The 24,406-nt window shown below is 71.9% G+C and carries 27 protein-coding genes and 1 pseudogene; 16 read left to right on the top strand and 12 right to left on the bottom strand.

Going from position 1 to position 24,406, the window contains the following annotated elements; genetic code table 11:
- Positions 1-4: 4 nt before the first annotated feature.
- The gene (locus tag CEB94_RS02850; RefSeq protein WP_175430648.1) at positions 5-895 is read left to right on the top strand and encodes an aminoglycoside phosphotransferase family protein; all 891 of its coding nucleotides are present in this window, start codon (positions 5-7) and stop codon (positions 893-895) included.
- A 34-nt stretch (positions 896-929) separates the two neighbouring features.
- Here the strand turns inward: CEB94_RS02850 and CEB94_RS02855 are convergent, their stop codons facing one another.
- Entirely contained in the window at positions 930-1,412 is a 483-nt protein-coding gene (locus CEB94_RS02855) for a VOC family protein (RefSeq protein ID WP_175430649.1), read from the bottom strand.
- Between the two features lie 122 nt (positions 1,413-1,534).
- Between CEB94_RS02855 and CEB94_RS02860 the strand changes: the two genes are divergently transcribed.
- The 3 genes from CEB94_RS02860 (at position 1,535) to CEB94_RS02870 (ending at position 4,119) form a co-directional block, all read left to right on the top strand.
- Positions 1,535-2,740 carry an epoxide hydrolase family protein gene (locus CEB94_RS02860; protein ID WP_175430650.1) on the top strand — a complete coding sequence of 402 codons (1,206 nt, stop codon included), beginning with the start codon at positions 1,535-1,537 and terminating at the stop codon, positions 2,738-2,740.
- A 135-nt stretch (positions 2,741-2,875) separates the two neighbouring features.
- On the top strand, positions 2,876-3,517 hold the full coding sequence (locus CEB94_RS02865) for an ATP-dependent Clp protease proteolytic subunit (protein WP_175430651.1): 642 nt from the start codon (positions 2,876-2,878) through the stop codon (positions 3,515-3,517).
- Positions 3,517-4,119, top strand: coding sequence for a ClpP family protease (locus CEB94_RS02870; RefSeq protein WP_175430652.1), 603 nt, complete (start codon positions 3,517-3,519; stop codon positions 4,117-4,119). Before CEB94_RS02865 ends, CEB94_RS02870 begins: the two co-directional genes overlap by 1 nt.
- Positions 4,120-4,141: 22 nt before the next feature.
- Here CEB94_RS02870 and CEB94_RS02875 read toward each other — a convergent pair whose 3' ends face one another.
- Positions 4,142-4,555 (bottom strand): helix-turn-helix domain-containing protein, encoded by a 414-nt coding sequence (locus tag CEB94_RS02875; protein ID WP_175430653.1) that lies wholly within the window; start codon positions 4,553-4,555, stop codon positions 4,142-4,144.
- Between the two features lie 203 nt (positions 4,556-4,758).
- Between CEB94_RS02875 and CEB94_RS02880 the strand changes: the two genes are divergently transcribed.
- Positions 4,759-5,646: an RNA polymerase sigma factor SigF gene (locus tag CEB94_RS02880; RefSeq protein ID WP_175430654.1), complete on the top strand. Its 888-nt coding sequence runs from the start codon at positions 4,759-4,761 to the stop codon at positions 5,644-5,646.
- A 156-nt stretch (positions 5,647-5,802) separates the two neighbouring features.
- Here the strand turns inward: CEB94_RS02880 and CEB94_RS02885 are convergent, their stop codons facing one another.
- Entirely contained in the window at positions 5,803-6,267 is a 465-nt protein-coding gene (locus CEB94_RS02885) for an ATP-binding protein (protein ID WP_175430655.1), read from the bottom strand.
- Between the two features lie 187 nt (positions 6,268-6,454).
- Between CEB94_RS02885 and CEB94_RS02890 the strand changes: the two genes are divergently transcribed.
- The 3 genes from CEB94_RS02890 to CEB94_RS02900 are packed head-to-tail and all read left to right on the top strand — an operon-like array spanning position 6,455 to position 7,589.
- Positions 6,455-6,595 carry a hypothetical protein gene (locus tag CEB94_RS02890; RefSeq protein ID WP_175430656.1) on the top strand — a complete coding sequence of 47 codons (141 nt, stop codon included), beginning with the start codon at positions 6,455-6,457 and terminating at the stop codon, positions 6,593-6,595.
- The gene (locus CEB94_RS02895; RefSeq protein ID WP_175430657.1) at positions 6,592-7,176 is read left to right on the top strand and encodes a PRC-barrel domain-containing protein; all 585 of its coding nucleotides are present in this window, start codon (positions 6,592-6,594) and stop codon (positions 7,174-7,176) included. Before CEB94_RS02890 ends, CEB94_RS02895 begins: the two co-directional genes overlap by 4 nt.
- Positions 7,173-7,589 (top strand): PRC-barrel domain-containing protein, encoded by a 417-nt coding sequence (locus CEB94_RS02900; RefSeq protein WP_175430658.1) that lies wholly within the window; start codon positions 7,173-7,175, stop codon positions 7,587-7,589. The genes CEB94_RS02895 and CEB94_RS02900 overlap by 4 nt, the downstream gene beginning before the upstream one ends.
- A gap of 10 nt (positions 7,590-7,599) precedes the next feature.
- On the opposite strand, the gene CEB94_RS02905 is transcribed toward CEB94_RS02900, so the two are convergent.
- Positions 7,600-8,598: a DUF6777 domain-containing protein gene (locus tag CEB94_RS02905; RefSeq protein ID WP_175430659.1), complete on the bottom strand. Its 999-nt coding sequence runs from the start codon at positions 8,596-8,598 to the stop codon at positions 7,600-7,602.
- 335 nt (positions 8,599-8,933) lie between these two features.
- Between CEB94_RS02905 and CEB94_RS02910 the strand changes: the two genes are divergently transcribed.
- On the top strand, positions 8,934-10,232 hold the full coding sequence (locus tag CEB94_RS02910) for a streptophobe family protein (protein ID WP_175430660.1): 1,299 nt from the start codon (positions 8,934-8,936) through the stop codon (positions 10,230-10,232).
- Between the two features lie 9 nt (positions 10,233-10,241).
- Here CEB94_RS02910 and CEB94_RS02915 read toward each other — a convergent pair whose 3' ends face one another.
- Genes CEB94_RS02915 through CEB94_RS02930 form a run of 4 tightly spaced genes read right to left on the bottom strand, consistent with a single transcriptional unit; the run spans position 10,242 to position 15,438 of the window.
- Positions 10,242-11,237, bottom strand: coding sequence for a serine/threonine-protein kinase (locus CEB94_RS02915; protein WP_175430661.1), 996 nt, complete (start codon positions 11,235-11,237; stop codon positions 10,242-10,244).
- Positions 11,234-12,619 carry a hypothetical protein gene (locus tag CEB94_RS42130; RefSeq protein WP_425472420.1) on the bottom strand — a complete coding sequence of 462 codons (1,386 nt, stop codon included), beginning with the start codon at positions 12,617-12,619 and terminating at the stop codon, positions 11,234-11,236. Before CEB94_RS42130 ends, CEB94_RS02915 begins: the two co-directional genes overlap by 4 nt.
- A 9-nt stretch (positions 12,620-12,628) precedes the next feature.
- Positions 12,629-14,968: an FHA domain-containing protein gene (locus CEB94_RS02925; protein ID WP_175430662.1), complete on the bottom strand. Its 2,340-nt coding sequence runs from the start codon at positions 14,966-14,968 to the stop codon at positions 12,629-12,631.
- A 59-nt stretch (positions 14,969-15,027) separates the two neighbouring features.
- Entirely contained in the window at positions 15,028-15,438 is a 411-nt protein-coding gene (locus CEB94_RS02930) for a hypothetical protein (RefSeq protein WP_175430663.1), read from the bottom strand.
- 333 nt (positions 15,439-15,771) lie between these two features.
- On the opposite strand from CEB94_RS02930, the gene CEB94_RS02935 reads away from it, so the two are divergent.
- Entirely contained in the window at positions 15,772-16,155 is a 384-nt protein-coding gene (locus CEB94_RS02935; protein WP_175430664.1) for a nuclear transport factor 2 family protein, read from the top strand.
- A gap of 76 nt (positions 16,156-16,231) precedes the next feature.
- Positions 16,232-16,519, top strand: coding sequence for a DUF1905 domain-containing protein (locus CEB94_RS02940; RefSeq protein WP_175430665.1), 288 nt, complete (start codon positions 16,232-16,234; stop codon positions 16,517-16,519).
- A 217-nt stretch (positions 16,520-16,736) separates the two neighbouring features.
- On the opposite strand, the gene mgrA is transcribed toward CEB94_RS02940, so the two are convergent.
- Positions 16,737-17,729: an L-glyceraldehyde 3-phosphate reductase gene (gene mgrA / locus CEB94_RS02945; protein ID WP_175430666.1), complete on the bottom strand. Its 993-nt coding sequence runs from the start codon at positions 17,727-17,729 to the stop codon at positions 16,737-16,739.
- Between the two features lie 116 nt (positions 17,730-17,845).
- Here mgrA and CEB94_RS02950 point away from each other — a divergent pair, with 116 nt between their 5' ends.
- The 3 genes and pseudogenes from CEB94_RS02950 to CEB94_RS02960 all read left to right on the top strand — a co-directional run bounded on the left by CEB94_RS02950 (position 17,846) and on the right by CEB94_RS02960 (position 20,924).
- Positions 17,846-18,763: a LysR family transcriptional regulator gene (locus CEB94_RS02950; RefSeq protein WP_175430667.1), complete on the top strand. Its 918-nt coding sequence runs from the start codon at positions 17,846-17,848 to the stop codon at positions 18,761-18,763.
- A 67-nt stretch (positions 18,764-18,830) separates the two neighbouring features.
- Positions 18,831-20,325, top strand: a pseudogene (locus CEB94_RS02955) (carotenoid oxygenase family protein).
- Positions 20,326-20,408: 83 nt separating this feature from the next.
- Positions 20,409-20,924, top strand: a complete 516-nt coding sequence (locus CEB94_RS02960; RefSeq protein ID WP_175430668.1) for a mycothiol transferase — start codon at positions 20,409-20,411, stop codon at positions 20,922-20,924.
- Here the strand turns inward: CEB94_RS02960 and CEB94_RS02965 are convergent.
- Both CEB94_RS02965 and CEB94_RS02970 read right to left on the bottom strand, forming a co-directional pair.
- Entirely contained in the window at positions 20,906-21,985 is a 1,080-nt protein-coding gene (locus CEB94_RS02965; protein WP_175430669.1) for an adenosine deaminase, read from the bottom strand. The two genes, CEB94_RS02960 and CEB94_RS02965, sit on opposite strands and share 19 nt — an antisense overlap.
- A gap of 45 nt (positions 21,986-22,030) precedes the next feature.
- The gene (locus tag CEB94_RS02970; RefSeq protein WP_175430670.1) at positions 22,031-22,423 is read right to left on the bottom strand and encodes a VOC family protein; all 393 of its coding nucleotides are present in this window, start codon (positions 22,421-22,423) and stop codon (positions 22,031-22,033) included.
- 135 nt (positions 22,424-22,558) lie between these two features.
- Between CEB94_RS02970 and CEB94_RS02975 the strand changes: the two genes are divergently transcribed.
- Together CEB94_RS02975 and CEB94_RS02980 are read left to right on the top strand one after the other, a co-directional pair.
- On the top strand, positions 22,559-22,960 hold the full coding sequence (locus CEB94_RS02975) for a tautomerase family protein (protein ID WP_175430671.1): 402 nt from the start codon (positions 22,559-22,561) through the stop codon (positions 22,958-22,960).
- A gap of 48 nt (positions 22,961-23,008) precedes the next feature.
- Positions 23,009-23,467 carry a pyridoxamine 5'-phosphate oxidase family protein gene (locus tag CEB94_RS02980; protein WP_175430672.1) on the top strand — a complete coding sequence of 153 codons (459 nt, stop codon included), beginning with the start codon at positions 23,009-23,011 and terminating at the stop codon, positions 23,465-23,467.
- A gap of 7 nt (positions 23,468-23,474) precedes the next feature.
- Here the strand turns inward: CEB94_RS02980 and CEB94_RS02985 are convergent, their stop codons facing one another.
- Positions 23,475-24,383 (bottom strand): oxidoreductase, encoded by a 909-nt coding sequence (locus CEB94_RS02985; RefSeq protein ID WP_175430673.1) that lies wholly within the window; start codon positions 24,381-24,383, stop codon positions 23,475-23,477.
- Positions 24,384-24,406 lie beyond the last annotated feature (23 nt).

Raw genomic sequence — 24,406 nt, forward strand, 5'->3', positions numbered from 1 at the left:
ACCCATGTGCGCGGTACGAATGCATGAGGACGAGCTGGACATCGACGTTTCGCTCGTCGGCCGGCTGATCGCGGGGCAGTTCCCGCAGTGGGCCGGGCTGCCCCTGCGGCGGCTGGAGTCCTCCGGGACGGAGAACGCCATGTTCCGCCTCGGCGCGGACAAGGTCGTACGGCTTCCCCGGCATCCCCGTGCCGTGGAGGCCATCGCGCACGAGCTGCGCTGGCTGCCCCGGCTGGGCCCGGGACTGCCCGCCGCCTCGCCCGAGCCGCTCGGCCGGGGCGAAGCAGGCGACGGGTTCCCGTGGCCCTGGTCGGTCTACAGCTGGCTGGACGGCCGCAATCCGGTGCCCGGCAGGATCGAGGAGCCCGCACTGCTCGCCGGGGACCTGGCCGCGTACGTCACGGCCCTGCGCCGCATCGACGCGTCGGAGGGTCCCCTCGGCTACCGGGGAGTGCCGCTGGCGGCCCGGGACCCCTTCCTGCGCGAGGCACTCGGACGTCTCGCGGGGCGGATCGACACCGCCGCGGTGACGAAGGTGTGGGAGGAGGCCCTGCGGGCTCCGGAGCACACCGGGCCGCCGCTCTGGGCCCACGGCGACCTGATGGCCGGGAACCTCCTGGTCACGGGCGGGCGGCTGAGCGCCGTGATCGACTTCGGCACGGTGGGGGTCGGGGATCCCGCCGTCGATCTCATCGGCGCCTGGTGCCTGCTTCCGGCCGCGGCCCGCGGTGTCTTCCGCGAGGCCGTGGGCGCCGGCGAGGCCGAATGGGCACGCGGGCGGGGCTGGGCCCTGTCGATCGCGGTCATCGCGCTGCCCTACTACTGGGACACGAATCCGCCGGTCGCGGCGAACTCCCGGCATGTGATCGGGGAGATCCTGGCCGAGACGGCGTAGGGGCGGAAAAAGGCTCCGCCCCTACGGAGGCACCTCACTCGCCCGCGTACGCCTTCTCCAGGGTGGCGATGTCGAACTTGCTCATCGCCATGAACGCCTGGGTCACCCGGGCGGCCTTCGCCGGATCCGGGTCGCTGATCATCTCGTCGAGCCGGTCCGGGACGACCTGCCAGGACACGCCGAACCTGTCCTTGAGCCAGCCGCAGGGGCCGGGCTCGCCACCGTTCTCGGTGAGCTTGGTCCAGTAGTGGTCGATCTCCTCCTGGTCCTCGCAGAAGATCATGAAGGAGGTGGCCTCGGTGAACTTGAACTGAGGGCCGCCGTTGAGCCCGAGGAACCGGTGCCCGTTGGCCGTGAACTCGACGGTCATCACACTGCCTGCGGCCTGGGGCGCCCCCTCGGGGTAGCGCACGGTCCTGCCGATGCCGGAGTTCTTGAAGACCGAGACGTAGTGGTGGGCGGCCTCCTCGGCCTGGCCGTCGAACCAGAGACACGTGGTGAAACCATCGGTGGTCATGAGTCCTCCTGGGCGCGTGCGACGCTGTCACCACTGTCGACCGTCCCTCGCCCCGGAACTCATCGGCCGGGGGCCGGCAAATTCAGGTGGCCGTTACACCGTTCAGAACTAGCATCGCGGCCATGACGTCTTCGCCCGCCGACAGCGGCATCCGTCCCTTCCGTATCGACGTACCGCAGAGCGAGCTCGACGACCTCCACGACCGCCTCGACCGGACCCGCTGGCCCGACGAGCTGCCCGGTGTGGGCTGGACGTACGGCGTTCCCTCGGACTATCTGCGCGAGCTGGTGCGGTACTGGCGGCACGAGTACGACTGGGGGGCGGCGCAGGCGCGGCTGAACGCGTGGCCGCAGTTCACCACCGAGATCGACGGCGCGCGGGTGCACTTCGCACACATCCGCTCCCCCGAGCCCGACGCCACCCCGCTGGTCCTCACGCACGGCTGGCCGGGATCGATCGTCGAATTCGCCGACGTCGTGGGGCCGCTGACGGACCCGGCCGCCCACGGTGGCGATCCGGCCGACGCCTTCCACGTCGTGCTGCCCGCCATCCCCGGCTTCGGGTTCTCCGGCCCCACCCGGGAGACCGGCTGGGAGGCACGCCGGATCGCCGACGCGTGGGCCGAGCTGATGACGCGCCTCGGCTACGAGAGGTTCGGCGCCCAGGGCGGCGACTGGGGTGCGGCCATCTCCCCCGAACTGGGCCGCGTGCACCCCGGCCGGGTGATCGGCATCCACCTCAATCTGCTGCCCGGCGCACAAGCCACCGTCGAGCCGGCCGCCGAGGAGCTGGAGGCGCTGAGCCCGGCGGAGCGGGAGCGCACCCTCACCTCATGGCGGCGGTGGGCGCAGTGGTCCCGCGACGGGACGGGCTACTTCCATGTGCAGTCCACCCGGCCGCAGACCCTGTCCTACGCGCTCACGGACTCACCTGTGGGGCAACTCGCCTGGATCGTCGAGAAGTTCCAGGAGTGGACGGACTCCGAGGAGCTGCCCGAGGAGGCCGTCGACCGGGACCTGATGCTCACGAACGTGATGCTGTACTGGCTGACGGGCACGGCCGGTTCGTCCGCCCGGGTGTACTACGAGCGCGCCCACGCCCGGGGCGAGCGGATCGCCGCCCCGCAGGAGCCGTCCACGGCGCCGACCGCGGTGGCGTCGTTCGCCGGTGACCCCCAGATCCCGCTGCGGCACAAGGCGGAGCGGACGGACAACATCGTCCGCTGGACGGAGTTCGACCGCGGCGGGCACTTCGCTGCGTTGGAGAAGCCGGACCTGCTGGTCGGTGACGTGCGGGCGTTCTTCCGCCGGTTGCGCGAGAAGGGCTGATCCTTCGAGCTCTGCCGGTAGCGGATCTGCCGAGGGCAGAGAAACCGTTCGCCGGCATCGTCCGAGGTCGAGAGTGAAGTCGACGGCACATCCCCGACACGTCCGCGGCACCTGTCGCCGCGACGAGGAGAACCCATGACTCCACTGACGGCACTCGCCCCACGGGCGGAGGAGGGCGACACCCCTCCGACCCGGTTCGACGACCAACTGGCCGCACAGCTGCTCGCGCAGCGCATCGTGCTGCTGGGCACCCAGGTCGACGAGGTCTCCGCGAACCGGGTCTGCTCCCAGTTGCTCATCCTGTCCGCGGAGGACGCGCACACCGACATCAGCCTGTACATCAACAGTCCGGGCGGCGCGGTGCACGCGGGCCTCGCCATCTACGACACGATGCGGCTCATCCCGAACGACGTCTCCACGCTGGCCATGGGCTTCGCGGCCAGCATGGGCCAGTTCCTGCTGAGCGTCGGCGCGCCGGGCAAGCGCTACGCCCTGCCGAACGCGCGGATCATGATGCACCAGCCGTCGGCGGGCATCGGCGGCACCACCGCCGACATCGAGATCCAGGCGCAGAACCTGGAGTTCACCAAGCGGACCATCGAGCGGATCACCGCCGAGCACACCGGCCAGAGCCCGGAGAACATCTCCCGGGACGGCGACCGGGACCGCTGGTTCACGGCCGAGGAGGCCAGGGAGTACGGCATGGTGGACCGGGTCGTGGAGTCCCTCTCCGACGTCCGCCCGGCCGCGACGCGACGCAGGATGGGGCTGCAGTGATGGGGACGTACACGATTCCGAACGTCATCGAGCGGACCCCGCAGGGCGAGCGCTCCTTCGACGTCTTCAGCCGGCTGCTCAACGAGCGGATCATCTTCCTCGGCACCGAGATCGACGACGGCGTCGCCAACGTCGTCATCGCCCAGCTCCTCCACCTGGAGTCGTCGTCCCCGGAGAGCGAGATCGCGATCTACCTCAACTCCCCGGGCGGCTCCTTCACTTCGCTCATGGCCATCTACGACACCATGACGTTCGTGCAGGCGCCGATCTCCACGTTCTGCGTCGGGCAGGCGGCCTCCACGGCGGCCGTGCTGCTGGCCGGCGGGGACCCGGGGCGGCGGTTCGTGCTGGAGCACTCACGGGTGCTGCTCGGCCAGCCGGCCGCGGGCGGGCAGCGCGGCATGGTGTCCGACCTCGCGCTCCAGGCCAAGGAGATGGTGCGGATCCGCTCCCAGGTGGAGGAGGTGCTGGCCCGGCACACCCACCACGACGTGCCGACGCTGCGCGCCGACATGGACCGCGACAAGGTGTTCACCGCACAGGAGGCGGTGGCCTACGGGCTGGCCGACGAGGTGCTCAGCCGGCGCCTCGTGAAGGTGTGAGGCGCCGGCCGGGCGGTACGGCTCAGGCGGCCAGGCACATTCCGTCGTGCGACGAGGTGGCCGCCCCGCGGCGGCTGCCGCCCGCGTAGCGCGACGTGACGCGGGTCAGTTCGCCCTGCGCCCTCGTCAGCAGGTCGCCGAGGTTCAGTCCGAGGGCGTGGGCGGCGGCCGCGAGGACCTCGGAGGAGGCCTCCTTGCGGCCGCGCTCCACCTCGGAGAGGTAGGGCATGGAGATCCGCGCCTCGTCGGCGACGTCCTTCAACGTGCGCTCCTGCGCGAGGCGTTCACGGCGCAGGACGTCGCCCACCAGGTCCCGCCACAGCGGCTCCTTCACGGCGGGGGCCGGCGGCGCCTGGCGCGGCGGTGCGCCGGTGGGACGCGCGCCGTGCGGGCGCAGCGGGATGACTCGGGCTTCGTTCGGCAGGTGGCTGGTCACTTCTCCAGCCTAGGAATCCCGGCCGTCGGGGGAAGGGCCCGGCGTTCCGCCCTCGGTGGAATCACCGCGCCCGCGACGGGGGTGGAGGGTGCATTCCGTCCGATTTCGCCCGTGGGGAAATCCGCGGGCATGGTGCGCGTCAACCCGGGTACCCGCAACTCGGGAGTACCTATGCAGATGTCCGCCGTGACGTGGGAGAGGTAATGGAGACCGCCGTGATCCGGTCGAAGGCACAGGTCGTCGAAGAGAACACCGAAGCCAGCGCGGGTGACGGAGCACTGCCGGGCGTCGTGGACCCGCGGTCCGTGGCCCCGCGGGACGCGAGGGAATTGTCCCGCCAGTTCTTCCAGCGCCTGACGGAACTCGAAGAGGGCACGCACGAGTACCAGTACGCGCGCAACACCCTGATCGAGATGAACATGTCGCTCGTGCGTTTCGCGGCCGGACGGTTCCGGGGCCGCGGCGACGACATGGAGGACATCGTCCAGACCGGCATGATCGGCCTGATCAAGGCCATCGACCGGTTCGAGCTCTCGCGTGAGGTCGAGTTCACCTCCTTCGCGCTGCCGTACATCGTCGGCGAGATCAAGCGCTTCTTCCGGGACACGACGTGGGCGGTGCACGTGCCGCGGCGGCTGCAGGAGCTGCGCGTGGAGCTGGCCAAGGCCCGAGAGGAGCTCGCCAGCCGGCTGGACCGCGAGCCGACGGTCGCCGAGCTGGCCACACTGATGAACATCTCCGAGCGCCAGGTGGTGGAGGGGCAGATCGCGGCGAACGGGTACAACTCGTCGTCGCTGGACGCCGCGCTCACCGGCGACGGTCCGGAGGGCGGCGAGGCGGTCCTGGCCGACTTCATCGGCGTGGAGGAGGACGGGCTGCGGCTCGTCGAGGACTTCCACTCGCTCGCCCCGCTCATGGCGGAGCTGAGCGAGCGCGACCGGCAGATCATCCACATGCGGTTCGTGGAGGAGGCCACCCAGGCGGAGATCGGTGAGCGGCTCGGCTGCTCGCAGATGCACGTGTCCCGCCTGATCAAGCGGATCATCACGCGGCTGCGCGAGGGCATGCTGGGCGAGCTGGGCTGCGCCTGACACCGTCGTCCGACCACCGGGTGCCGTCCCCCATGCGGGAGTGGGGCGGCACCCGCTGCCGCGTTCGCATGCGGCCTCATCAGGGTAGCCAGGCCCGCTCAGAGAGACAGCGCGGCGTCATCCGCGCCGCACGGGTGACGCCCTCACCCGGACAGGTCACCCCTTGGCTGCCTCGGAGAGCGGCAGCACGGCGCGCACCCGTTTGCCCACCGGCACCCGTTCCACACTGACCTGCTCGGCAAGCGCGTGGACGATCTCCAGGCCGTGCCGGCCGATGCGCTCGGGGTTGCGGGGGAAGATGCGCGGCAGTGCGGAGCTGCTGTCGTAGACCGCCACCGTCACCGCGGTGTCGGTGCCGACGAGCTCCAGGATGTACGGCCCGTTGCTGTGCCGGTCGGCATTGGTGACCAGCTCGCTCACCACCAGCAGTACGGCGCCGTCGACACGCTCGTCGATACGCGCGCACCACTCGGTCCTGAGCTGATCGAGAAAGAGCGCGGCGAAGGACCGCGCCTCGGCGATGCAGCCCTGCTCGCCGGTGTAGTGTGCCGCTCGCCTCAGCGGTTCAACGGGCACGTCGAAACCAGTCGGTATCACTGCCCCGTCCAGGTGGTCGATCATTCTTTTCTCTCTGGGAAGCCGGACTGGCCGGACGCTCTGCACCAGTGCTCGTACCCCGAGCCGGGCATCACATTCCTGACAGTTCTGCGCCTGTTCGGTACTCCGGGCATTGTCCCCCGTCCGTGGGGCACCCGGAAGGAATCAGGGCCGGCCGAGGGCGGCCGGGCCGGATCGCCGGAGGTGCGCGGTGGCCTGGTGGATATGGCTGGTCGTGGTGATCGCGGCGCTCGCCGCTGTCGCGGCGGTGACGCTCGCGGTGCAGGCCGGCCGGCGGTCGGGGACCGTCATAGCGGTCCGGCGCCGGCCCGGCGGGAAGGGCCTGCGATGAACGAGCTGCTGGCCGCACGGAGCCTGACGACCCTGCCGGTGGTCACCCTGGGCGGTGACGCCGTCGCGCAGGTCAAGGACACCGTCTTCGACCCCGCCGCGGGCCGTGTCACCGGCTTCACGCTGAGCGGCCGGGGCCTGCTGTCGGGGCCGCTCAAGCGGAGCCTGCCCTGGTCGGCGGTGCACGCGCTGGGTCCGCACGCGGTCATGATCCGCGACGCCCTCGCGCTGCAGGACCCGTCCACCGTGGTGGCCCGCCGCGAGGCCCAGCAGGGCCGGGTGCTGCACGCGAAGGTGCTGACCGACGAGGGCGCCGAGGTCGGCACGGTGCTCGACGTCATCGTCGAGGGCGGTGCCAGCGGCCGGGTCGTGGGCTTCCGGATCGCCGCTGCCAAGGCACTGATGCAGGGCTCCAGACGCCGTCGGCACCGGGTGTACGTGCCGCGCGGCGAAACCCTGGCGGTGTCCGGACGGGCCCTGGTCATCCCGGCGGACGCCACCCGTTACGTCGCCGACGACCTGCCGGCCTTCGTCGCCCGGGTCGGCGCCTTCCAGGCCGGGCAGGAGGGGACGGCGTCATGATGCTGTTCTCCGAGGCGCGGGGCCTGCCGGTGCTCACGCTGACCGAGGCGGAAGAGGTCGGCGCCCTCAGGTCGCTGACGGTCGACGCCGTGTCCGGTGTGGTCACCCACGTCCGGGTGAGGGGCCGGCACTCCCGAAGGGAGACCGTGCTGGCCTGGGGCGCCCTGCACGCCATCGGCCCGGACGCGGTGCTGGTCCGCACGACCGCCGAACCGGCCGAGGTGCCGCCGCACCACGAGCTCCCGGGCCTGAGGATCCTCACCGAGACGGGCGACACGCTCGGCGCGGTCCAAGACGTCGCGTTCGAACCGGAGACGGGCCGGATCGAGGCGGTCGTCACCGCGCACGGCGACCTGCCGGCCGATCGGCTGCTCGGGCTCGGCGACTACGCCCTGGTGGTCCGCGCCGCTTGAGCCGGCCGGGTCAGGAGGCCGGGGCCTGTTCTTCCGTGGTGGCGCCGCCGGTGTCGCTCCCGGTGTCGCCGTCGGGCGCAGGCGGCTGGGTGTCCGACGAGGGCGGCTCGTCCGTCGTCGGTCCCGACGTGTCCGTGTCCGAGGTCGGCGGTTCACTCGGGGGCGGCGGTTGCGGCGATGCCGGGTCGGACGGTGCCGTGGGCGTGGTGACGCTCGCCGACGGGGAGGGCTTGTCCGGCTTCTCGGTCTTGTGGTCCTTCTTGCCGGTGTCGCCCTTGTGACGCTCGAACCACTCGCCGTCGGGTTCGCACATCACGAAGACGTCGACCGGCTCCGGCGCGGGCGTCACCATGACGACGTTCGACGACTTGTACCCCGGCCACGCGTCGCCGGTCGTCTTCGGCGCATTCTGCTGGGCGACCGGCGGGGACAGCGGGTTGCCGCACGCGCAGCGCACCTTGGGCACACCGCGGTCGTCGACGAGGACGGCCGTGCCGGCCTGGAGGACGGCCTGGTAGCTGGTGGGGGCGCCGTCCTTGTAGCCGTGGTTGGTGACGCGGGTGTCCATGCGGAGCTGCACGGGGGTGAGCGAGCGCAGGTAGGCGGGGACCTGGGACGGCTGGATCCGGGCGACCGAGGCGAACGCGCGCTGTTTGTCCGGGGCGTCCTCGAAGTACTTGACCTGCTTCTCCACGTCACAGCTGGCGACCTTGCGGGTGCCTCCGTACAAGCCGGGCGCATCGCCCTTCACGCCCCGGACGGCGTTCTGCGGCGCCGACTCGGTGGCCCCCGAGGGCGCGACCGGGGAGGCGGAGCTCTTCTCCTCGACCGTCGACTCGGTGAACTCGTCCGGGCCCGTGTCGGCCGCGGGCTGGAGGAAGACCTCGCCGCTGGACGTGCTGGTACCGCCGTCGGACGCACCGGTGCCGCCGTTGTCGGGCCGGGAGAGCACGACGGCCAGGACCACGGCGGCCACCACGGCGGTGGCGATGATCGCGACACGGGGCACGGACCCCCACCACGGTCGGCGAGGCTCCGGCTCCTTGCCACCTCCGTTCGGCGGCTCCGAGGGTGGGCCGCCGCCCGAGGGCGGCTGGGAGGGACCCGACAGTGGGCCCGAGGGAGGTCCTGTGGGGCGGCCGGACGACGGCGGATCGACGCTCACGAGCTCTTCTCCCGCGTGGGTTCTCTGCGGCCTTCACACACGTGGGGTGATTTGCTCACGTGTATGCCGCTTTTTCCACTACGAGCTCATTGTGTGCTCCAGTCCCGTACGCCCCGCAAGCCGACGCGGACGGACGTCTCCGGCGGGCGCCCGGCACGGGGGCTGCTTAGCGTGGCAGCGTGAGTTCGCGCACCCCCTCCGGCCAGGCACGTACCTCCGGCGAGCGGGCCGTCGCCCGCCATGGCTGGGTGCACGCCCTCGTCACGGTGCTCGGCGGGCTGCTCGCCATGGCGGTGGTGGCCGCTCTGGGCCTGTGGGCGGCTGGGGCGGCGGACCTTCCGGACGGCGCCTTCGCCCCCGTCGTCGCGGCCACCATGGTCACCGCCGTCGGCGGCACGGTGAAGCTCGCCGGAAGCGCCGGCGACCTCGCCGACACGCAGGCCGGCCTGACGGTGATTCCGTTGTCCGTCACGCTCACCGGGGCGCTGGTGATCGCCTGGGGCTTCCTACGGCCGCTGCGGCACCGCGCGGTCGCCGGGGCCACGGAGCTGGCCGGCTGGGCCGGCCGGGTGGCGGCCCTGTGGCTGCTCGCGCTGATCGGCCTGACGCTCGCCGCCCGCCACACCTTCGACATCTCCCTCGGGGACGACACGCTCGGTGAACTCGGCGACGTCTTCGGCGCCTCACCGAAGATCGGCTTCACCACCGACGTTGCGCTGTCCGTGTTCGTCGGCGTCGTGTGGCTGGCCGGTGTGCTGGTGCTGGCGCTGCTGGTGTCGCGCGGGGCCCCGTTGCCCGCGGGGCTGCTGCGCTTCCAGGCGTCGGTGCGGCCGGCCGCGTACGCGATGGTCGCGCTGCTGCTGGCCTGCGTCGTCATCGGCGTGGTCGTCGCGCTGGTCGTCGCGGTGGCCAAGGGGCACGCGCGGGAGACGTTCGCGGTGATTCTGCTCGGCTTGCCCAACCTGGTGTGGCTGGCGCTGACGATCGGGCTCGGCGCCACCTGGAACGGCAAGGTGGAGGGGCCGTTCGGGCTGCCCATGCCGCAGGTCCTCGACCAGGTGCTGCGCACCCCGGACGTCTCCGAGCTGAACCTGCGGACCCTCTCCGAGCACGACGGCCGGGTGTGGTGGCTGCTGGTCGTGGATGTCGTGCTGCTGCTGGCCGCCGCGTTCGTGATGGCGGCCCGGTCGCCGGCCCGGGTGCGGGCCTGGCAGCATGCCGTGCACATGGCGGTCGCCCTCGTGCTCACGGTGTTCATGATCTGCCTCGTCGGGCGTATCTCCGCGCACTACGGCCTGTCCGTGCTGGGCATCGGCGATCTGGGCGGCGGTCTCGGGGGTGAGCTGTTCCTGAGGCCCCAGCTGTGGGGTGCCGTCGGCCTGGCCGTCCCGTGGGGGCTGGTGACCGGGTTCGCCGGGGCACTGCTCGCGCGGCACGTACGGCGGCGCGGCGAGGTGCGCTCCGACAGCGAGAGCTGACGCCGCGCTCTACGTCCGCTGCACGAAGACCGGTTCGGCCCAGCGCGGCGGCGGCTTGGGCCGCTCCTCCCCCGCGCCCGGCAACTGCCGGTCCACCCGCGTGGGCGACCGGGTGGCGCCGGTGCCGCCGCCGGTCGTCGCCGCGCGCAGAGCGGCGACGAAGGCGAGGCAGGACGGGTACCGGTCGTCGGGGCTCTTGGCGAGGGCCTGGGCCAGGACGAGGTCGACCCGCGGGTCGAGGTCGGGCCGGTCCTCGGTCAGCGGCGGCGGTTCGTCGTACTGGTGGGCCCACAGCAGGGCCATGTCGTCGTCGCGGAGGAAGGGCGGATGGCCGGCCAGGGTCTCGAAGACGACGCAGGCGAACCCGTACACGTCGCAGCGGGCGTCGACCGGCTTGCCGGAGATCTGCTCGGGGGCGACGTAGTCGAGTGTGCCGACGAACTGGCCGACCGTGGTGAAGCCGGTCAGCGACAGTGACTTCTTCGTCAGGCCGAAGTCGGTGAGGTAGACGTGCTCGGGGTGGTCGCTGTCGGTGCCGCGGGACACCAGGATGTTGCCGGGCTTGACGTCCCTGTGGACCAGCCCGTGATCGTGGGCGGCGTCGAGCGCGGAGGCGACCTGGGCGGCGACGCGCACGGCGGTGACGGGCGGCATCGGGCCCTCGCGGTCGAGGACGTGCCGCAGGTCGCTGCCGGCGACGTACCGCATGGCGATGTACAGCACGCCGTCCGTCTCCCCGGCTTCGAACACCGGCACGATGTGCGGGTGGTCGATCGCTGCGGCGGCCCGGGACTCGTGGGTGAAGCGGCGGCGGAAGGTGTCGTTGCGGGCGAGTTCCGGGGCGAGCAGCTTCAGCGCGACGGTGCGTTCCAGACGCAGGTCGCGGGCCCGGTAGACGACGGCCATGCCGCCCCGCCCGATCTCCTGCTCGAGCCGGTACCCGGCGATCTGCTGCCCGACCAGCTCGGAGGGCCGCCCGGAGAACAGGCTCGTCTCGCGGTTCAACGGCCCTCACCCTCAGGTGAGATGACCCGGGTGGGCTCATGCCCCACGACCCGCGTGGGCGGCGCCGCAGCCGCCCGATCCGCCACGTCCTCACCCTCGCCCTCTCGCTCCTCGGAGGACACGGCACGCGCGGGTTCGGCGGCGCCAGCAGTCACGACCCTCGTCGGCTCGGGAGCGTCAGCAGACACGACCCGCGTCGGCTCGGGAGCGTCGGGGGGCGCGACCCTCGTCGACTCGGGAACGTCGGGTGGCACCGGTCGTGTGGGCTGGTGGGCGTCGGCAGGCGTCGCCCGCGAGGGCTCGGGGGCCGCACTCGCTACCCGCGAGGGCTCGGGGGTCTCCTCACTCACCACCCGCGTAGGCTCAGGGGGGCCCGGTGCCACCGCCCGGGTCGGCGCCGCAGCTTCGGCAGGCCCGACCCCCTTCGGCTCGGGCGCTTCCGGAGCCACCACCCGAGTCGGCTCCGCAGCCTCCGCAGGCGCCACCCCCGAGGACCCGGGAACCTCATTCACAACCCGAGTCGGCTCCGCCTCCGCACGCACGACCCCCTTCGGCTCGGGCGCGTCCCGAGCGGCCACCCGGGTCGGCTCCGCAGCCTCCGCACCCCCGACCCCCTTCGGCTCGGGCGCTTCCGGGGCCACCACCCGAGTCGGCTCAGGAGTCTCCGCACGCGCCATCCCCGAGGACTCGGGGGTCTCCTCAGGCGCCACCCCCGAGGGCTTGGGTGCCTCGGGTGGGACTACCCGGGTCGGTCCTGCGGGGGCGCCCTGGGCGGGGGGAGGCGTGTCGGGCGGGCGGGCGGTTCCCTCGGCGCGGGGCGTTCCGACGGGGCCCTGGGGTGGTGCCGCCCGCGTCGGGGGATGCACGGGCGGTTCGGCCGGGCGGGACGCCGGTTGGGCCGCGGGCGTCTCGTCCGTCGCGTACGTGGTCAACCGGGTTCCGTCGGCGTACACCCAGTGCCCGTGGGCGGAGTCGTAGAGCCACACGGACTCGCCGTCGACGACGACACCGATGCGCATGCCGTGGGTGCGGCTGCGGAACGCCTCCCGGTCGAGGCCGCCCGCGAGGTCCTCCACCGCGGAGCGGTAGCGCGCCAGGGCTTCCTGCGCCCGGCTCAGCAACGGCCGCGGATCGGCGGCGCGGGTCAGCGCCCCGTCCGCCGCGGGCGGATCCTGCGGTACGGCGACCAGGCGGCGGCCGTCGACCCAGGCCGACCAGCCGTTGAAGCACAGCACATGCCCCCAGTCGCCCTGCCGTTCCAGGAGCTGCACCGGCAGCAGCGGGTCCAGGTCCACGGTGGGCCGGGACGGGTCAGGGGCCTCCCAGGCGGGCATCCCGTGCTGCGGGACGACGTGCGTGGGCCGGAATCCGGGAGTCGTCACAGGCGCTCCCTACTTCCGCATGACGGCCGGTTCGTGCCGGCGCAGCAGCCGGGACACCAGGAAGCCGAACAACACCGACAGCACGACCAGCATCCCGACGTCCAGCAGCCACGTGCCCGCCGAGTGCTCGAAAAGCGGGTCCTTCGTCAGGTCGTCCGGCACGATCCTGGCCAGCCCGACGGTCCCGGCCATCGCGGCCAGCGCCCAGCGCGCCGGCACCAGCCAGCCCAGTTGCTCGAGCCCGGGGGTGGCGGCCAGCTTCAGCAGGGCCCCGCAGAAGACGACCTGGACGATGGCGATGAGCACGAGCAGCGGCATCGTCACCTCTTCCTTGCGCACCAGCGCGGAGACGAGCAGGCCGAGCATCATCGCGGTGAACGCCAGCAAGGCGACGGCGACCGTGATCTCCACCAGGGGCGGCATCAGCACGCCTTCACCGCCGGGTGCGTTGAGGTCGACGCCGAGCAGCGCGACCAGGGTCAGCACCACCGCCTGGAGGACGGTGATGACGCCCAGGACGATGACCTTGGACATCAGATACGCCGATCTGGACAGGCCCACCGCCCGTTCCCGCTGGTAGATCACGCGTTCCTTGACGAGTTCGCGCACGGCGTTGGCGGCCCCGGTCAGTACCGCGCCGACGCACAGGATGAGCAGCGCGTTCATCGCCGTGTCGAGCGTCAGCTTGCCGCCCGCCAGGGCACGCGCCATCGCGCCCATCACGAACGGCAGCGCGATCATGATGATCAGGAAGGTGCGGTCGGCGCTGAGTGCGGCCGCGTACCGGCGCACCAGGGTGCCGAGCTGGGCGCCGCGGCTGCGCGGCCGGGGCGGGGCGGTGATGACGACGGGCTCGGAGCGGGGCTGCTGGGGCTGCGCGGAGGCGTCGGCCACGTACCGGCCGTGGAAGGGCGAGACGAGGTACTCCCCCGCCCAGTCCCGGTCTGTGTCCCGGTCGAAGGCCTCGAAGGCCTCCGGCCACTCCTCGAAGCCGAAGAAGGACAGGGCGTCCTCGGGCGGCCCGTAGTAGGCGATCTTTCCGCCGGGCGCGAGCACCAGGAGCCGGTCGCACACGTCCAGACTGAGCACGCTGTGCGTGACGACGATGACGGTCCGGCCGTCGTCGGCGAGGCCGCGCAGCATGTGCATCACCGAGCGGTCCATGCCGGGGTCGAGGCCGGAGGTCGGCTCGTCGAGGAACAGCAGCGACGGCTTCGTCAGCAGCTCAAGGGCCACGCTGACGCGCTTGCGCTGGCCGCCGGAGAGGCTGTGCACATGCTGGTCGGCGCGTTGCTCCAGGCCCAGTTCACGGATGACCTCGTCGACCCGGGCGCGCCGCTCGGCCTTGGCGGTGTCCTGCGGGAAGCGCAGTTCGGCGGCGTAGGAGAGAGCTTTGCGGACGGTCAGCTGCGCGTGCAGGATGTCGTCCTGCGGGACCAGGCCGATGCGCTGGCGCAGCTCGGCGTAGTCGCGGTAGAGGTCGCGGCCGTCGTAGAGGACGGTGCCGTGGTTGGCGGGCCGCTGGCCGGTGAGGGCGTTGAGGAGCGTGGACTTGCCGGCGCCGCTCGGGCCGACGACGGCGAGCAGGCACTTCTCCCCCACCGGGAACGACACGTGGTCGAGGAGCGTCTTGCGGCCGCGGTCGACGGCGACCGCGAGGTCCTGCACGTCGAGTGAGACCTCACCGGTGTCGACGTACTCCTGGAGTTGGTCGCCGACGAGGCAGAACGCCGAGTGGCCGATGCCGACGATGTCGCCCTGGCCGACCGGGGCGGTGGTGACGGGGCTGCCGTTGAGGTACGTGCCGTTGTGGCTGCCCAGGTCGGTGATCTCGTAGGTTCCGTCGGCCAGGGCGCGCAGTTCGGCGTGCCGGCGCGAGACGATGAGGTCGTCGATGACCAGGTCGTTGTCGGTGGCGCGGCCGATGCGGACGGTGCGGGTGGGCAGCGGCCGTACGGTCGTGGGCTGCCGGTAGGTGCCGGTGTGGGCGGGCATGGAGACGGCGGAGGGGCGTTCCGCGGTGCGTGGGACCGGGGCGGGGCGGCCCGCCAGGGTCATGCGCGGTCCGTCGGCGGGATTGCCGAAGCGGATGACGCTGCCGGGTCCGACGTCCCACTCGTGGACGCGTCGGCCGTCGGCGTAGGTGCCGTTGGTGCTGTCCTCGTCCTCGATGGTCCAGTGACCGTCCTCGGGCTTCAGCACCGCGTGGTGCCAGGAGACCCGGTCGTCGTCGATGACGATGTCGCACAGCGGGTCACGTCCTACGTGGTAGTCGCGGCCCGGGATCATCACGGTGGTGCCCGTCTCTGTCTCCAGGACGAGTTCCGGTGCTACCGAGGGTTGCGCCATGGTCAAGATTCTACCGATTTGCCCTGATGTGCGCCTGGGCGAGCGGGGTGTACGGCGGGTCAGCCGACGGAGATGCCGACGAAGGGAGCCGTGCGCTGCATCCGCAGGGCGTCCACGGACTCGGCGAGCAGTTCGTACTCGGTGGTGTCGTCGCTGGTGGCGATGCGCACCAGCCGTCCGGCCGCCAACTCCTCGGCGACCCGCTCCTGCTGGGCCGGGTCGGCGCACCAGGCGCGCAGCAGCGCGGGCACGTCGGGCGCGGTGGGGGCGACCGGCACGAGCGCGCCCGGCGGTAAGTGCTCGGCGTCGGGCCGGGGGTCGAGGCGCTGGGCGATCCAGGAGGCGCGGTCCCGCAGCCACCACAGGGCGAGGGCGAGGGTGGGGGCCCGATAGGTACCGAGGGGCACTCCGATACGGCGGCCGTCGCAGACTCCGTATGCCGTGACGTGGCACAGAAATTCGTCGTGCACGTGACCCTCCCCCGTTGCCCTGCCCGTCTGCCGGCCCGGCCTCGCTTGTGTGCGGCTCGCGTGCTGTGCGTGAGGGCGCCGTCGCGCGAAGTGAAAACGCTCTCGCAGGTCAGTATGTTCACTACTGAATCACTGTCACCATGAATTTCCGGCCACTCTCCTGGCATATTCACCCCCCGCGTTGGCCGAAATCCGGCGAGTGGTGGCGACGGCCCATGACTCCGGAGGTAATCGACGCTCCCGGCGGGTGCGGGCAAGGTGGTCGTACCGGCTTCACCGAGAACGGGATCCGGGCTCTGAACAGCAGATACGACCTCCTGGAGGCTGACCGCCATGTCCGAAACCGCCCACCGCTACGAGGACGCCGTCACCCGCTATTTCGAGGCCTGGAACGCCGAGGAACCGGCGGCGCGCGCCAAGGCGGTGGCCGCCGCCTGGACCGAGGACGGCGGCTACGCCGACCCCCTGGCCGACGTCAGCGGCCATGAGGAGATCGCGGGGCTGATCGCGGCGGCCCGCGAGCGGTTCCCGGGGTTCGAGTTCCGGCTCACCGGTGGCGTCGACGGGCACCACGACACCGCACGCTTCTCGTGGGAGCTGGTGAGCGCGGCCGACGGCTCGGCGCCGGTCGCCGGGTCGGATGTGATCACGCTGGACGGGCAGGGCCGGATCAGGACCGTGCTCGGATTCCTGGACCGGGTGCCCGCCGGGGCGTGAGGCCGGCGTCCCCGATGAGTTCTCCGGTGTCCGGCCGTCTGCATGAGGGAGAGGCCGCCGAGCACCGGAGGACGCCATGGCCACCACGGGAGAACTGGACGCGGAGTTCACCGCGGTCCTGCGCAAAAGCCCCGCCGAGGGCGGCTGGACCTTTCTGGTCTGGCCCCGGTCCGTCGAGTTCTTCGGCACCCGCGGCCTGGTCAAGGTCCGCGGGACGATCGACGGGCACCCGTTCCGCAGCTCGTTCATGGCGCTGGGCGACGGCACGCACAAGCTGCCCGTGAAGGCGGGCATCCGCCAGGCCATCGGCAAGGAGGAGGGCGACACCGTGACCGTGCGCCTCGAGGAGCGGATCAGGTCTTAGGCCGTGTCCGCAAAGTCCCGCCTGCCCCGCGACGCCTGGCACGCACTCTCGCCGCACCGGGCGAAGCCCCAAGTACATCCGGTACGAGGGTCTCCGCCCGGCACGCCGAGAGCACGCACCAGACGCGCGGAGCCCGCCCTCCGGGCGAACGACGGGACTTCGCGGACACGACCTAGCCCGAGTGTCCGGGGGCGGCCGCCCCCGACAGGCGGACGCGCTACTGCTTGACGATGGCGTCGATCCGGGCCAGCTCGTCCGCGTCGAAGTCCAGGTTGCGGATGGCGCCGACGCTGTCCTCGATCTGCCGCGCGCTGCTCGCGCCGACCAGCGCGGAGGTGACCCGGCCGCCGCGCAGCACCCAGGCCAGCGCCATCTGGGCCAGGGTCTGGCCGCGGGACTTCGCGATGTCGTTCAGGTCCCGCAGCCGGCCCACCAGGTCCTCGGTGAGCGCGTCGGAGTTCAGGAAGGGGCTGTCGCTCGCGGCCCGCGAGCCCTCGGGGATGCCGTCGAGGTAGCGGGCGGAGAGCACGCCCTGCTCCAGCGGGGAGAAGACGATCGAGCCGACCTGGAGCTCGTCGAGCGCGTCGAGCAGGCCCTCGTCCTCGGGGCGGCGGTCCAGCATCGAGTAGCGCGGCTGGTGGATGAGGAGCGGGGTGCCCAGCTCGCCCAGGATGCGGGCGGCCTCGCGGGTCTGCTCCGCGGAGTAGTTGGAGACGCCGACGTACAGCGCCTTGCCCTGCTGCACCGCCGAGTGCAGGGCGCCCATCGTCTCCTCGAGCGGAGTGTCCGGGTCGGGGCGGTGCGAGTAGAAGATGTCGACGTAGTCCAGGCCCATCCGCTTCAGGCTCTGGTCCAGCGAGGACAGCACGTACTTGCGGGAGCCCCACTCGCCGTACGGGCCCGGCCACATCAGGTAGCCGGCCTTGGTGGAGATCACCAGCTCGTCGCGGTACGGCGCGAAGTCCGACTTCAGGAACTCGCCCAGCGCGGACTCGGCGGCGCCGGGCGGCGGGCCGTAGTTGTTGGCGAGGTCGAAGTGGGTGACGCCGAGGTCGAAGGCGCGGCGCAGGATCGCGCGCTGCGTCTCGACGGACCGGTCCGGGCCGAAGTTGTGCCACAGGCCGAGCGAGAGCGCGGGGAGCTTCAGACCGCTGCGTCCGGTGCGCCGGTAGGGCATGTCCGCGTAGCGGTCGGGGTGTGCGGTGTACAACGCGACTCCAGAGGGTTGGCGCGGTCGGGATGAAACCGGTGTCCACTCTGGCGTGACCTGCGCCCATGCGTCCAACAGAAGAATCCGATGGAATTCAGCGGCTACGCTTCTCAGTCATGGAACTGCGCCACTTGCAGCACTTCGTCGCGGTCGCCGAGGACCAGCACTTCACCCGGGCGGCGGAACGCCTCCTGGTGTCCCAGTCGGGCCTGTCGGCGTCCATCCGGGCGCTGGAGCGGGAGCTGCAGACGCCGCTGTTCGTGCGCACGACCCGCCGGGTGACGCTCACCCCGGCCGGGCGGGCGCTGCTCGGCGAGGCGGAGCGGATCCTCGCACAGGTGCGCTCCGCCCACGAGGCGGTGGCGGCGGTGCAGGGCGTGCTGCGCGGCATGCTCGCGCTGGGCAGTGAGCAGTGCATCGCCGGGGTGCACGTGGCGGGGCTGCTGGCGGCGTTCCGGCGGAGCCACCCGGACGTGGAGATCTGTCTGCGGCAGGCGGGCTCGGGGGCCCTCGCCGAGGAGGTCGCGGCCGGGCGCCTGGATCTGGCGTTCGCCGTGCGCACAGCCCAGGAGGACACCGACCAGCTGCGGACGGTGCCGCTGACGAGCGAGCCGATGACCGTGCTGTGCCATCCGAGCCACCGGCTCGCGGCGGCCGGGGGCGCGGTGACGCCGGAGGATCTCGGCGGTGAGGTCTTCGTCGACTTCCACCCGGACTGGGGGCCCCGGCGCACCACCGACGCGGCCTTCGCCGCCGCGGGCGTCCGCCGGAGCGTCGCCCTGGAGGTCAACGACGTGCACAGTCTCCTCGACCTCGTGGACGAGGGTCTCGGCATCGCCGTCGTGCCGCGTCACTTCCGGCACAAGCGCGCGTCGCTGACCGCCCTGCCGGTGAAGGGTGCCGGAGACGCGGTGTACGAGACGGTGGCTCTGCTGCCGCCCGAGCAGGCGACCAGTCCGGCGGCCCGGGCGCTGATGGCCCTGCTGGAAACCGGGGGCCTGGCACCACCCCAGGAGAGTGTCCACCCCTCCTGACCCGATCCGTCCCGCGCACCAGACTTGTGACCGTCCCCGAAGGCAACTGCGGTCAGAAGTAGGCGAGATGACGGATCACACACGACGTAACGTGCTGCGCGGCGCGGCGGCGATCACGGCGGCCGGCGCGCTGGTCGGCACCGGAGCGGGAGGAGGGCCCGCCGTGGCAGCGTCCCGGACCCCGCGCCGCTTTCCCTTCCTGGAGGACGCGTTCGAGCCGGTCACCGAGGAGCTGACGGCCTTCGGCCTGCCGGTCACCGGCCGTGTCCCGCACGAGCTGAACGGCCGCTACCTGCGCAACGGCCCCAACGTCCTGGGCCTGGAGGATCCGCGCGCCCATCACTGGATGCTCGGCGAGGGCATGGTGCACGGGGTGCGGCTGCGCGCGGGCCGGGCCGAGTGGACCCCAACCGCTGGGTGCGCTCCTCGCAGGTGGCGAAGAAACTCGGCGAGCCCTACCCGGGGCCGGTGCCGCCGGACGACTTCCCGTGCAACACCCATGTGATCCCCCACCGGGGGCGGATCCTCGCGCTCCAGGAGAGCGGGCCGCTGCCGTACGAACTCGACGACGAGCTGAACACCGTGGGCACGTACGACTTCCGGGGCACTGTCAAGGGCCCGCTCACCGCGCACACGAAGTTCGACGTGGCCGCCGAGGAGCTGCACGCGATCGCCCACCACCCGACCTGGAACCACGTCCGGCACCTGGTCGTCGGCCCGACGGGCCGGGTCGTGCGGACCACGAGGATTCCGGTGGCGGACGCGCCGATGATCCACGACTTCGCGCTCACCGAGAACCACGTGGTGATCCTCGACATGCCGGTCACCTTCGACCCGGCGGTCGCCGAGCGCGGCGACATCGTGCCGTACGTCTGGAACGACCGGCATCCGGCACGGGTCGGCGTGCCGCCCCGCAAGGGGGCGCGGTCCGCTGGTTCGAGGTCGACCCGGTCTTCTACTCGCACACCCTCAACGCGTACGAGGAGGGGCCGCACATCGTCGTCGACATGACCAACTTCGACGCGCCGTTCCTCGTCGCCGGCAACGGCTCGGGCGGCCCCTACGGAGCGGGCACGCCCCGGCTCGACCGCTGGACGATCGACCTGCGGCAGGGGCGGGTGCGGACCAGGACCCTCGACGACCGCCCCCAGGAGTTCCCGCGGGTCAACGAGGCGCTGGTGTCCCGTCGGCACCGGTACGGCTGCTCGGCCGCGGCCGCGGAGATGTCGCTCGCCTACCAGGCGGTCGACGGCATCCCGCCCGACGGGGCCTTCGCCAACGCGCTCATCAAGCACGACCTGCTGTGCGGCACGTCCGAGGTGCACCTGCTGCCCGAGGGCGCGGCGGCGAGCGAGGCCGTGTTCGTGCCGTCCGGCCCGTGTGACGGGAGGGCGGCTGAGGACGACGGATACGCGATCGCGTATGTGCACAACCCCGACCGCGGGGCCTCGGACCTGGTGATCCTCGCGGCCCAGGACTTCACCGGGGAGCCGGTGGCCCGCATCCATCTCCCGGGGCGGGTGCCGCTGGGCTTCCACGGGAGCTGGATTCCCGACGCGTGAGCCCCGTCGCGCGATCCTCGGCGCGTAATCCCCCGCGCGTGATCCTCGACGCGTGATCTCCTGCGATGCGCGATGGTGGAGCTATGTATGCGAAGGACATCCTCATCGACGGCTACAACCGCATCCGCGAAGAAGTCCACGCCACCGTCGAGGGCCTCGGGCCCGACGAGCTGAGCGCCCGACCCGCCCCCGACACCAACTCGATCGCCTGGCTGGTCTGGCACCTCACCCGCGTCCAGGACGACCACATGGCCGACGCCTTCGGCCATGAACAGGTTTGGCTGTCCCAGGACTGGGAGAAACGCTTCGGGCTGGACCTGCCCCGCCGCGACACGGGCTACGGCCACAGCCCCGCCAAGGTCGCCAGGGTCCGGGTCGATTCCGGCGAGCTGCTGACCGGCTACTACGACGCCGTGCACGACCAGAGTCTGGACGCCCTGCGGGGCCTGGCGGCCAAGGACCTGGAGCGCGTCGTGGACGAGCGCTGGGACCCGCCGGTCACCCTGGGCGTCCGGCTGGTCAGCGTCCTGTCCGACGATCTCCAGCACATCGGACAGGCCGCCTACCTCCGGGGGCTGCTTCAGAGCGCGGCGGCGTAGCCGGGCAGCACGACGTCCCGGATGAGCGCGTTCCGCTCGTCGAAGGGGAGGAACGCGCTCTTCAGGGCGTTGACGGTGACCGTGCGCAGATCCTCGACGGTCCAGCCCGCCTGCTCGACCAGCAGGGACATCTCGCGGGTCATCGTGGTGCCCGAGACCAGCCGGTTGTCGGTGTTGAGGGTGACGCGGAAGCCGAGGTCCTTGAGCGCGGTGATGGGGTGCTCGGCGATCGAGGTGGCGGCGCCCGTCTGGAGGTTGGACGTCGGGCACATCTCCAGCGCGATACGCCGGTCGCGCACCCAGCCCGCGAGCCGGCCGAGCTTGTCCGCCGCCAGGTCCGGGATGTCGTCGGTGATCCGCACGCCGTGCCCGATGCGCTGGGCGCCGCACACCTGGAGGGCCTGGTGGATGCTGGGCAGGCCGTGCGCCTCCCCGGCGTGGATGGTGAACGGCACGTTCTCGCGGCGCAGGTGCTCGAAGGCCGCGAGGTGGTCGGCGGGCGGGAAGCCGTCCTCGGCGCCGGCGATGTCGAAGCCGACGACACCGGCGTCCCGGAACGCCACGGCCAGGTCGGCGGCCTCACGCACCCGGTCGAACATCCGCATCCCGCACAGCAGGGTGCCGACCCGCACCGGCGTGCCGGCTGCAGCCGCCTTCGCCATGCCCGCCGCCAGGCCCTCCTGGACGGTCTCCACGACCTCGGCCATGGTCAGCTCGCCCTTGGTGTTGAGCTCGGGGGCGTAGCGCACCTCGCCGTAGACGACGCCGTCGGCGGCCAGGTCGAGCACGTACTCCTCAGCCGTGCGCAGCAGGCCCTCGCGGGTCTGCATCACGGCGAGGGTGTGCTCGAAGGTGGCTATGTAGCGCACCAGGTCGCCGGAGTTGGCGGCCTCGTAGTACCAGGCGGCGAGCTCGTCCGGGTCGGTGGTGGGCAAGGTGTGGCCGACCGCGTCCGCCAGCTCCACCACGGTGGCGGGGCGCAGGCCGCCGTCGAGGTGGTCGTGGAGCACGGCCTTGGGGAGGCGGCGGATCAGGTCGGCGTCTACGCGCGTAGCAGTCATGGCGGGTCTTTCCTCGTGCAGGTGGTTCGAAGCGGCGGGAAGGGGTCAGTCGGCGGGTTGGAGCAGGTCCCAGCGGTTGCCGTACAGGTCCTGGAAGACGGCGACGGTGCCGTACGGCTCGTGCCGCGGCTCCTCCAGGAAGGTCACGCCGGCGGCGGCCATCCGGGCGTGGTCGCGGGCGAAGTCGTCGGTGTGCAGGAAGAACCCGACCCGTCCGCCCGTCTGGTCTCCGACCCGGGCGGCCTGGGTCTCCCCCTTGGCGCGGGCCAGCAGCAGGCCGGTGCCGGTTCCCGGGGTGCCTGGTTCGACGACGACCCAGCGGGATCCGTCGGGCCGGGGCGTGTCCTCGGCGAGGCGGAATCCGAGGGCGTCGGCGTAGAAGCGGATCGCCTCGTCGTAGTCGTCGACGACGAGGGTGACCAGGGCGATACGTCTCATCAGGGCCTCTCGGAGCGGGCGGTTGACCGGAGAGGTTATACGTAAAACCCCCTCGATGCCAACTGCCTGCCGACGGTCCGCCCGAGTTCTGTAACTACTAGTATGTACACTCGCGACCCCGACTCTGGAGGCCCCATGCCCTTCGTCCGTATCGACACGCTCCGGGCCGGCCCCGAGCGCCTCGCCGCACTCGGCCGTGCCGTGCACGACGCCCTGGAGGAGACGATCGGCATCCCGCCCGACGACCGGTTCCAGGTGCTGACGGACCACGACGGCACGTGCGGCACCCTGCGTCACGACGACTACCTCGGCGTGCACCGCGACGACGGCATCGCCTACATCGCGATCACACTGCGCTCCGGTCGCACGCCCGCGCAGAAGCAGGCGCTGTACCGCAGGATCGCAGAGCTGTCTCACGCGTACGCGGGCACCGAGCCGCGGAACGTGTTCGTCGTGCTGACGGAGAACGAGTCGGCGGACTGGTCGCTCGGAGAAGGTGTGGCGCAGTACGTCGAGAGTCCTAGGTCCCGGGACTAGGACCGCGGCCCGAGGCGCCGGGCTCCTGTGACCGCTAGCGTCGCGTCCATGAAGATCATTGAGCCACCCCGCACCCCCGGGCAGCGCAAGGCGGACCTGCTGGGCCGTCTGGAGCGGGAGATCGACATCTGGGTCGCGACGGCGGATCCCGAAGGGGTGCCCTGTCTGGTGCCGCTCTGGTTCGTGTGGCACGACGAGGCCGTGTGGCTGTGCACCCGGCTGACCAACCCCACCGGCCGCAATCTCCGGGACGGCGGGCGGACCCGGCTGGCCTTCGGGGACACCCGGGACGTCGTGCTCGTCGACGGTGAGGTGCGGACCTACCCGCTGCTGGAGGTGCCGTCTGCGGCGGCCGAGGCGTTCCGCGTGAAGACCGGCTGGGATCCGCGCGAGGACCACGCGTCGTACGCGTTCTTCCGGGTGCGGCCGCGCGGGGTGCAGGCGTGGTGCGAGCAGCACGAGCTGCCGCGCAGGCATCTCATGCGGGAGGGTGTCTGGGCCGGGTAGCCGTCACTCAACCGGCCTTGTGGCGCGCCGCGTTGAGCCGCGCCAGCTCCTCGTCGGTGAGGCGGATCGCGCCCGCTGCCACGTTCTGTGTCAGGTGATCGGGGTTGCCGGTGCCCGGGATGGCGAGGACGTGGGGGCCCTGGTGCAGGGTCCAGGCGAGGCGGATCTGGGCGGGACTCGCGCCATGGGCCCGGGCGACGGCGCGGACGTCTTCGTCGTGGACGGTGGTGGCGCCCTGCTCGGCTGCCTCGCCGGCGACGGCGAAGAACGGCACGAAGGCGATGCCCAGTTCGCCGCAGATGCGCAGCAGTTCGTCGGTGGCGGGGTCGGGGCGGTCGAGGGCGTACCGGTTCTGGACGCAGACCACCGGGGCGATGGCCCGGGCCTCGGCGAGATGGCGGGTCGTGACGTTGGAGATGCCGAGGTGGCGGATCAGGCCCGCCTCGCGCAGCTCCGCGAGGGCACCGAAGTGCTCGGCGATCGAGTCGTACTTCGGCATCCGGCGCAGATTGACCACGTCCAGGTGGTCGCGGCCGAGCTGGCGCAGGTTCTCCTCCACATGGCCGCGCAGGTCCTCGGGGCGGGCGGAGGTGCCCCACTCCCCGTCGTAGGCCCGGTGGGGGCCCACCTTGGTGACGATGACCAGGTCGTCGGGGTAGGGCGCGAGCGCGCGGTTGATGAGTTCGTTGGCGGAGCGCAGCGACGAGAAGTAGAAGGCGGCCGTGTCGATGTGGTTCACGCCGAGGTCGATCGCCTTGCGCAGGACGGCGATCGACCTCTCGCGGTCGCTCGGTGTGCCGTGGTGGAAGGCGGCGCTGCCCGTCAGCCGCATCGCGCCGAAGCCGACGCGGTGGACGGGCAGGTCGCCGAGTTTCCAGGTGCCCGCGGCGTCCGCGGTGATCGTCTGTGAGCCCATCGGCGGAGTCTCACACACGGCGC

The organism is Streptomyces hawaiiensis (assembly GCF_004803895.1).
Lineage (GTDB): Bacteria > Actinomycetota > Actinomycetes > Streptomycetales > Streptomycetaceae > Streptomyces > Streptomyces hawaiiensis.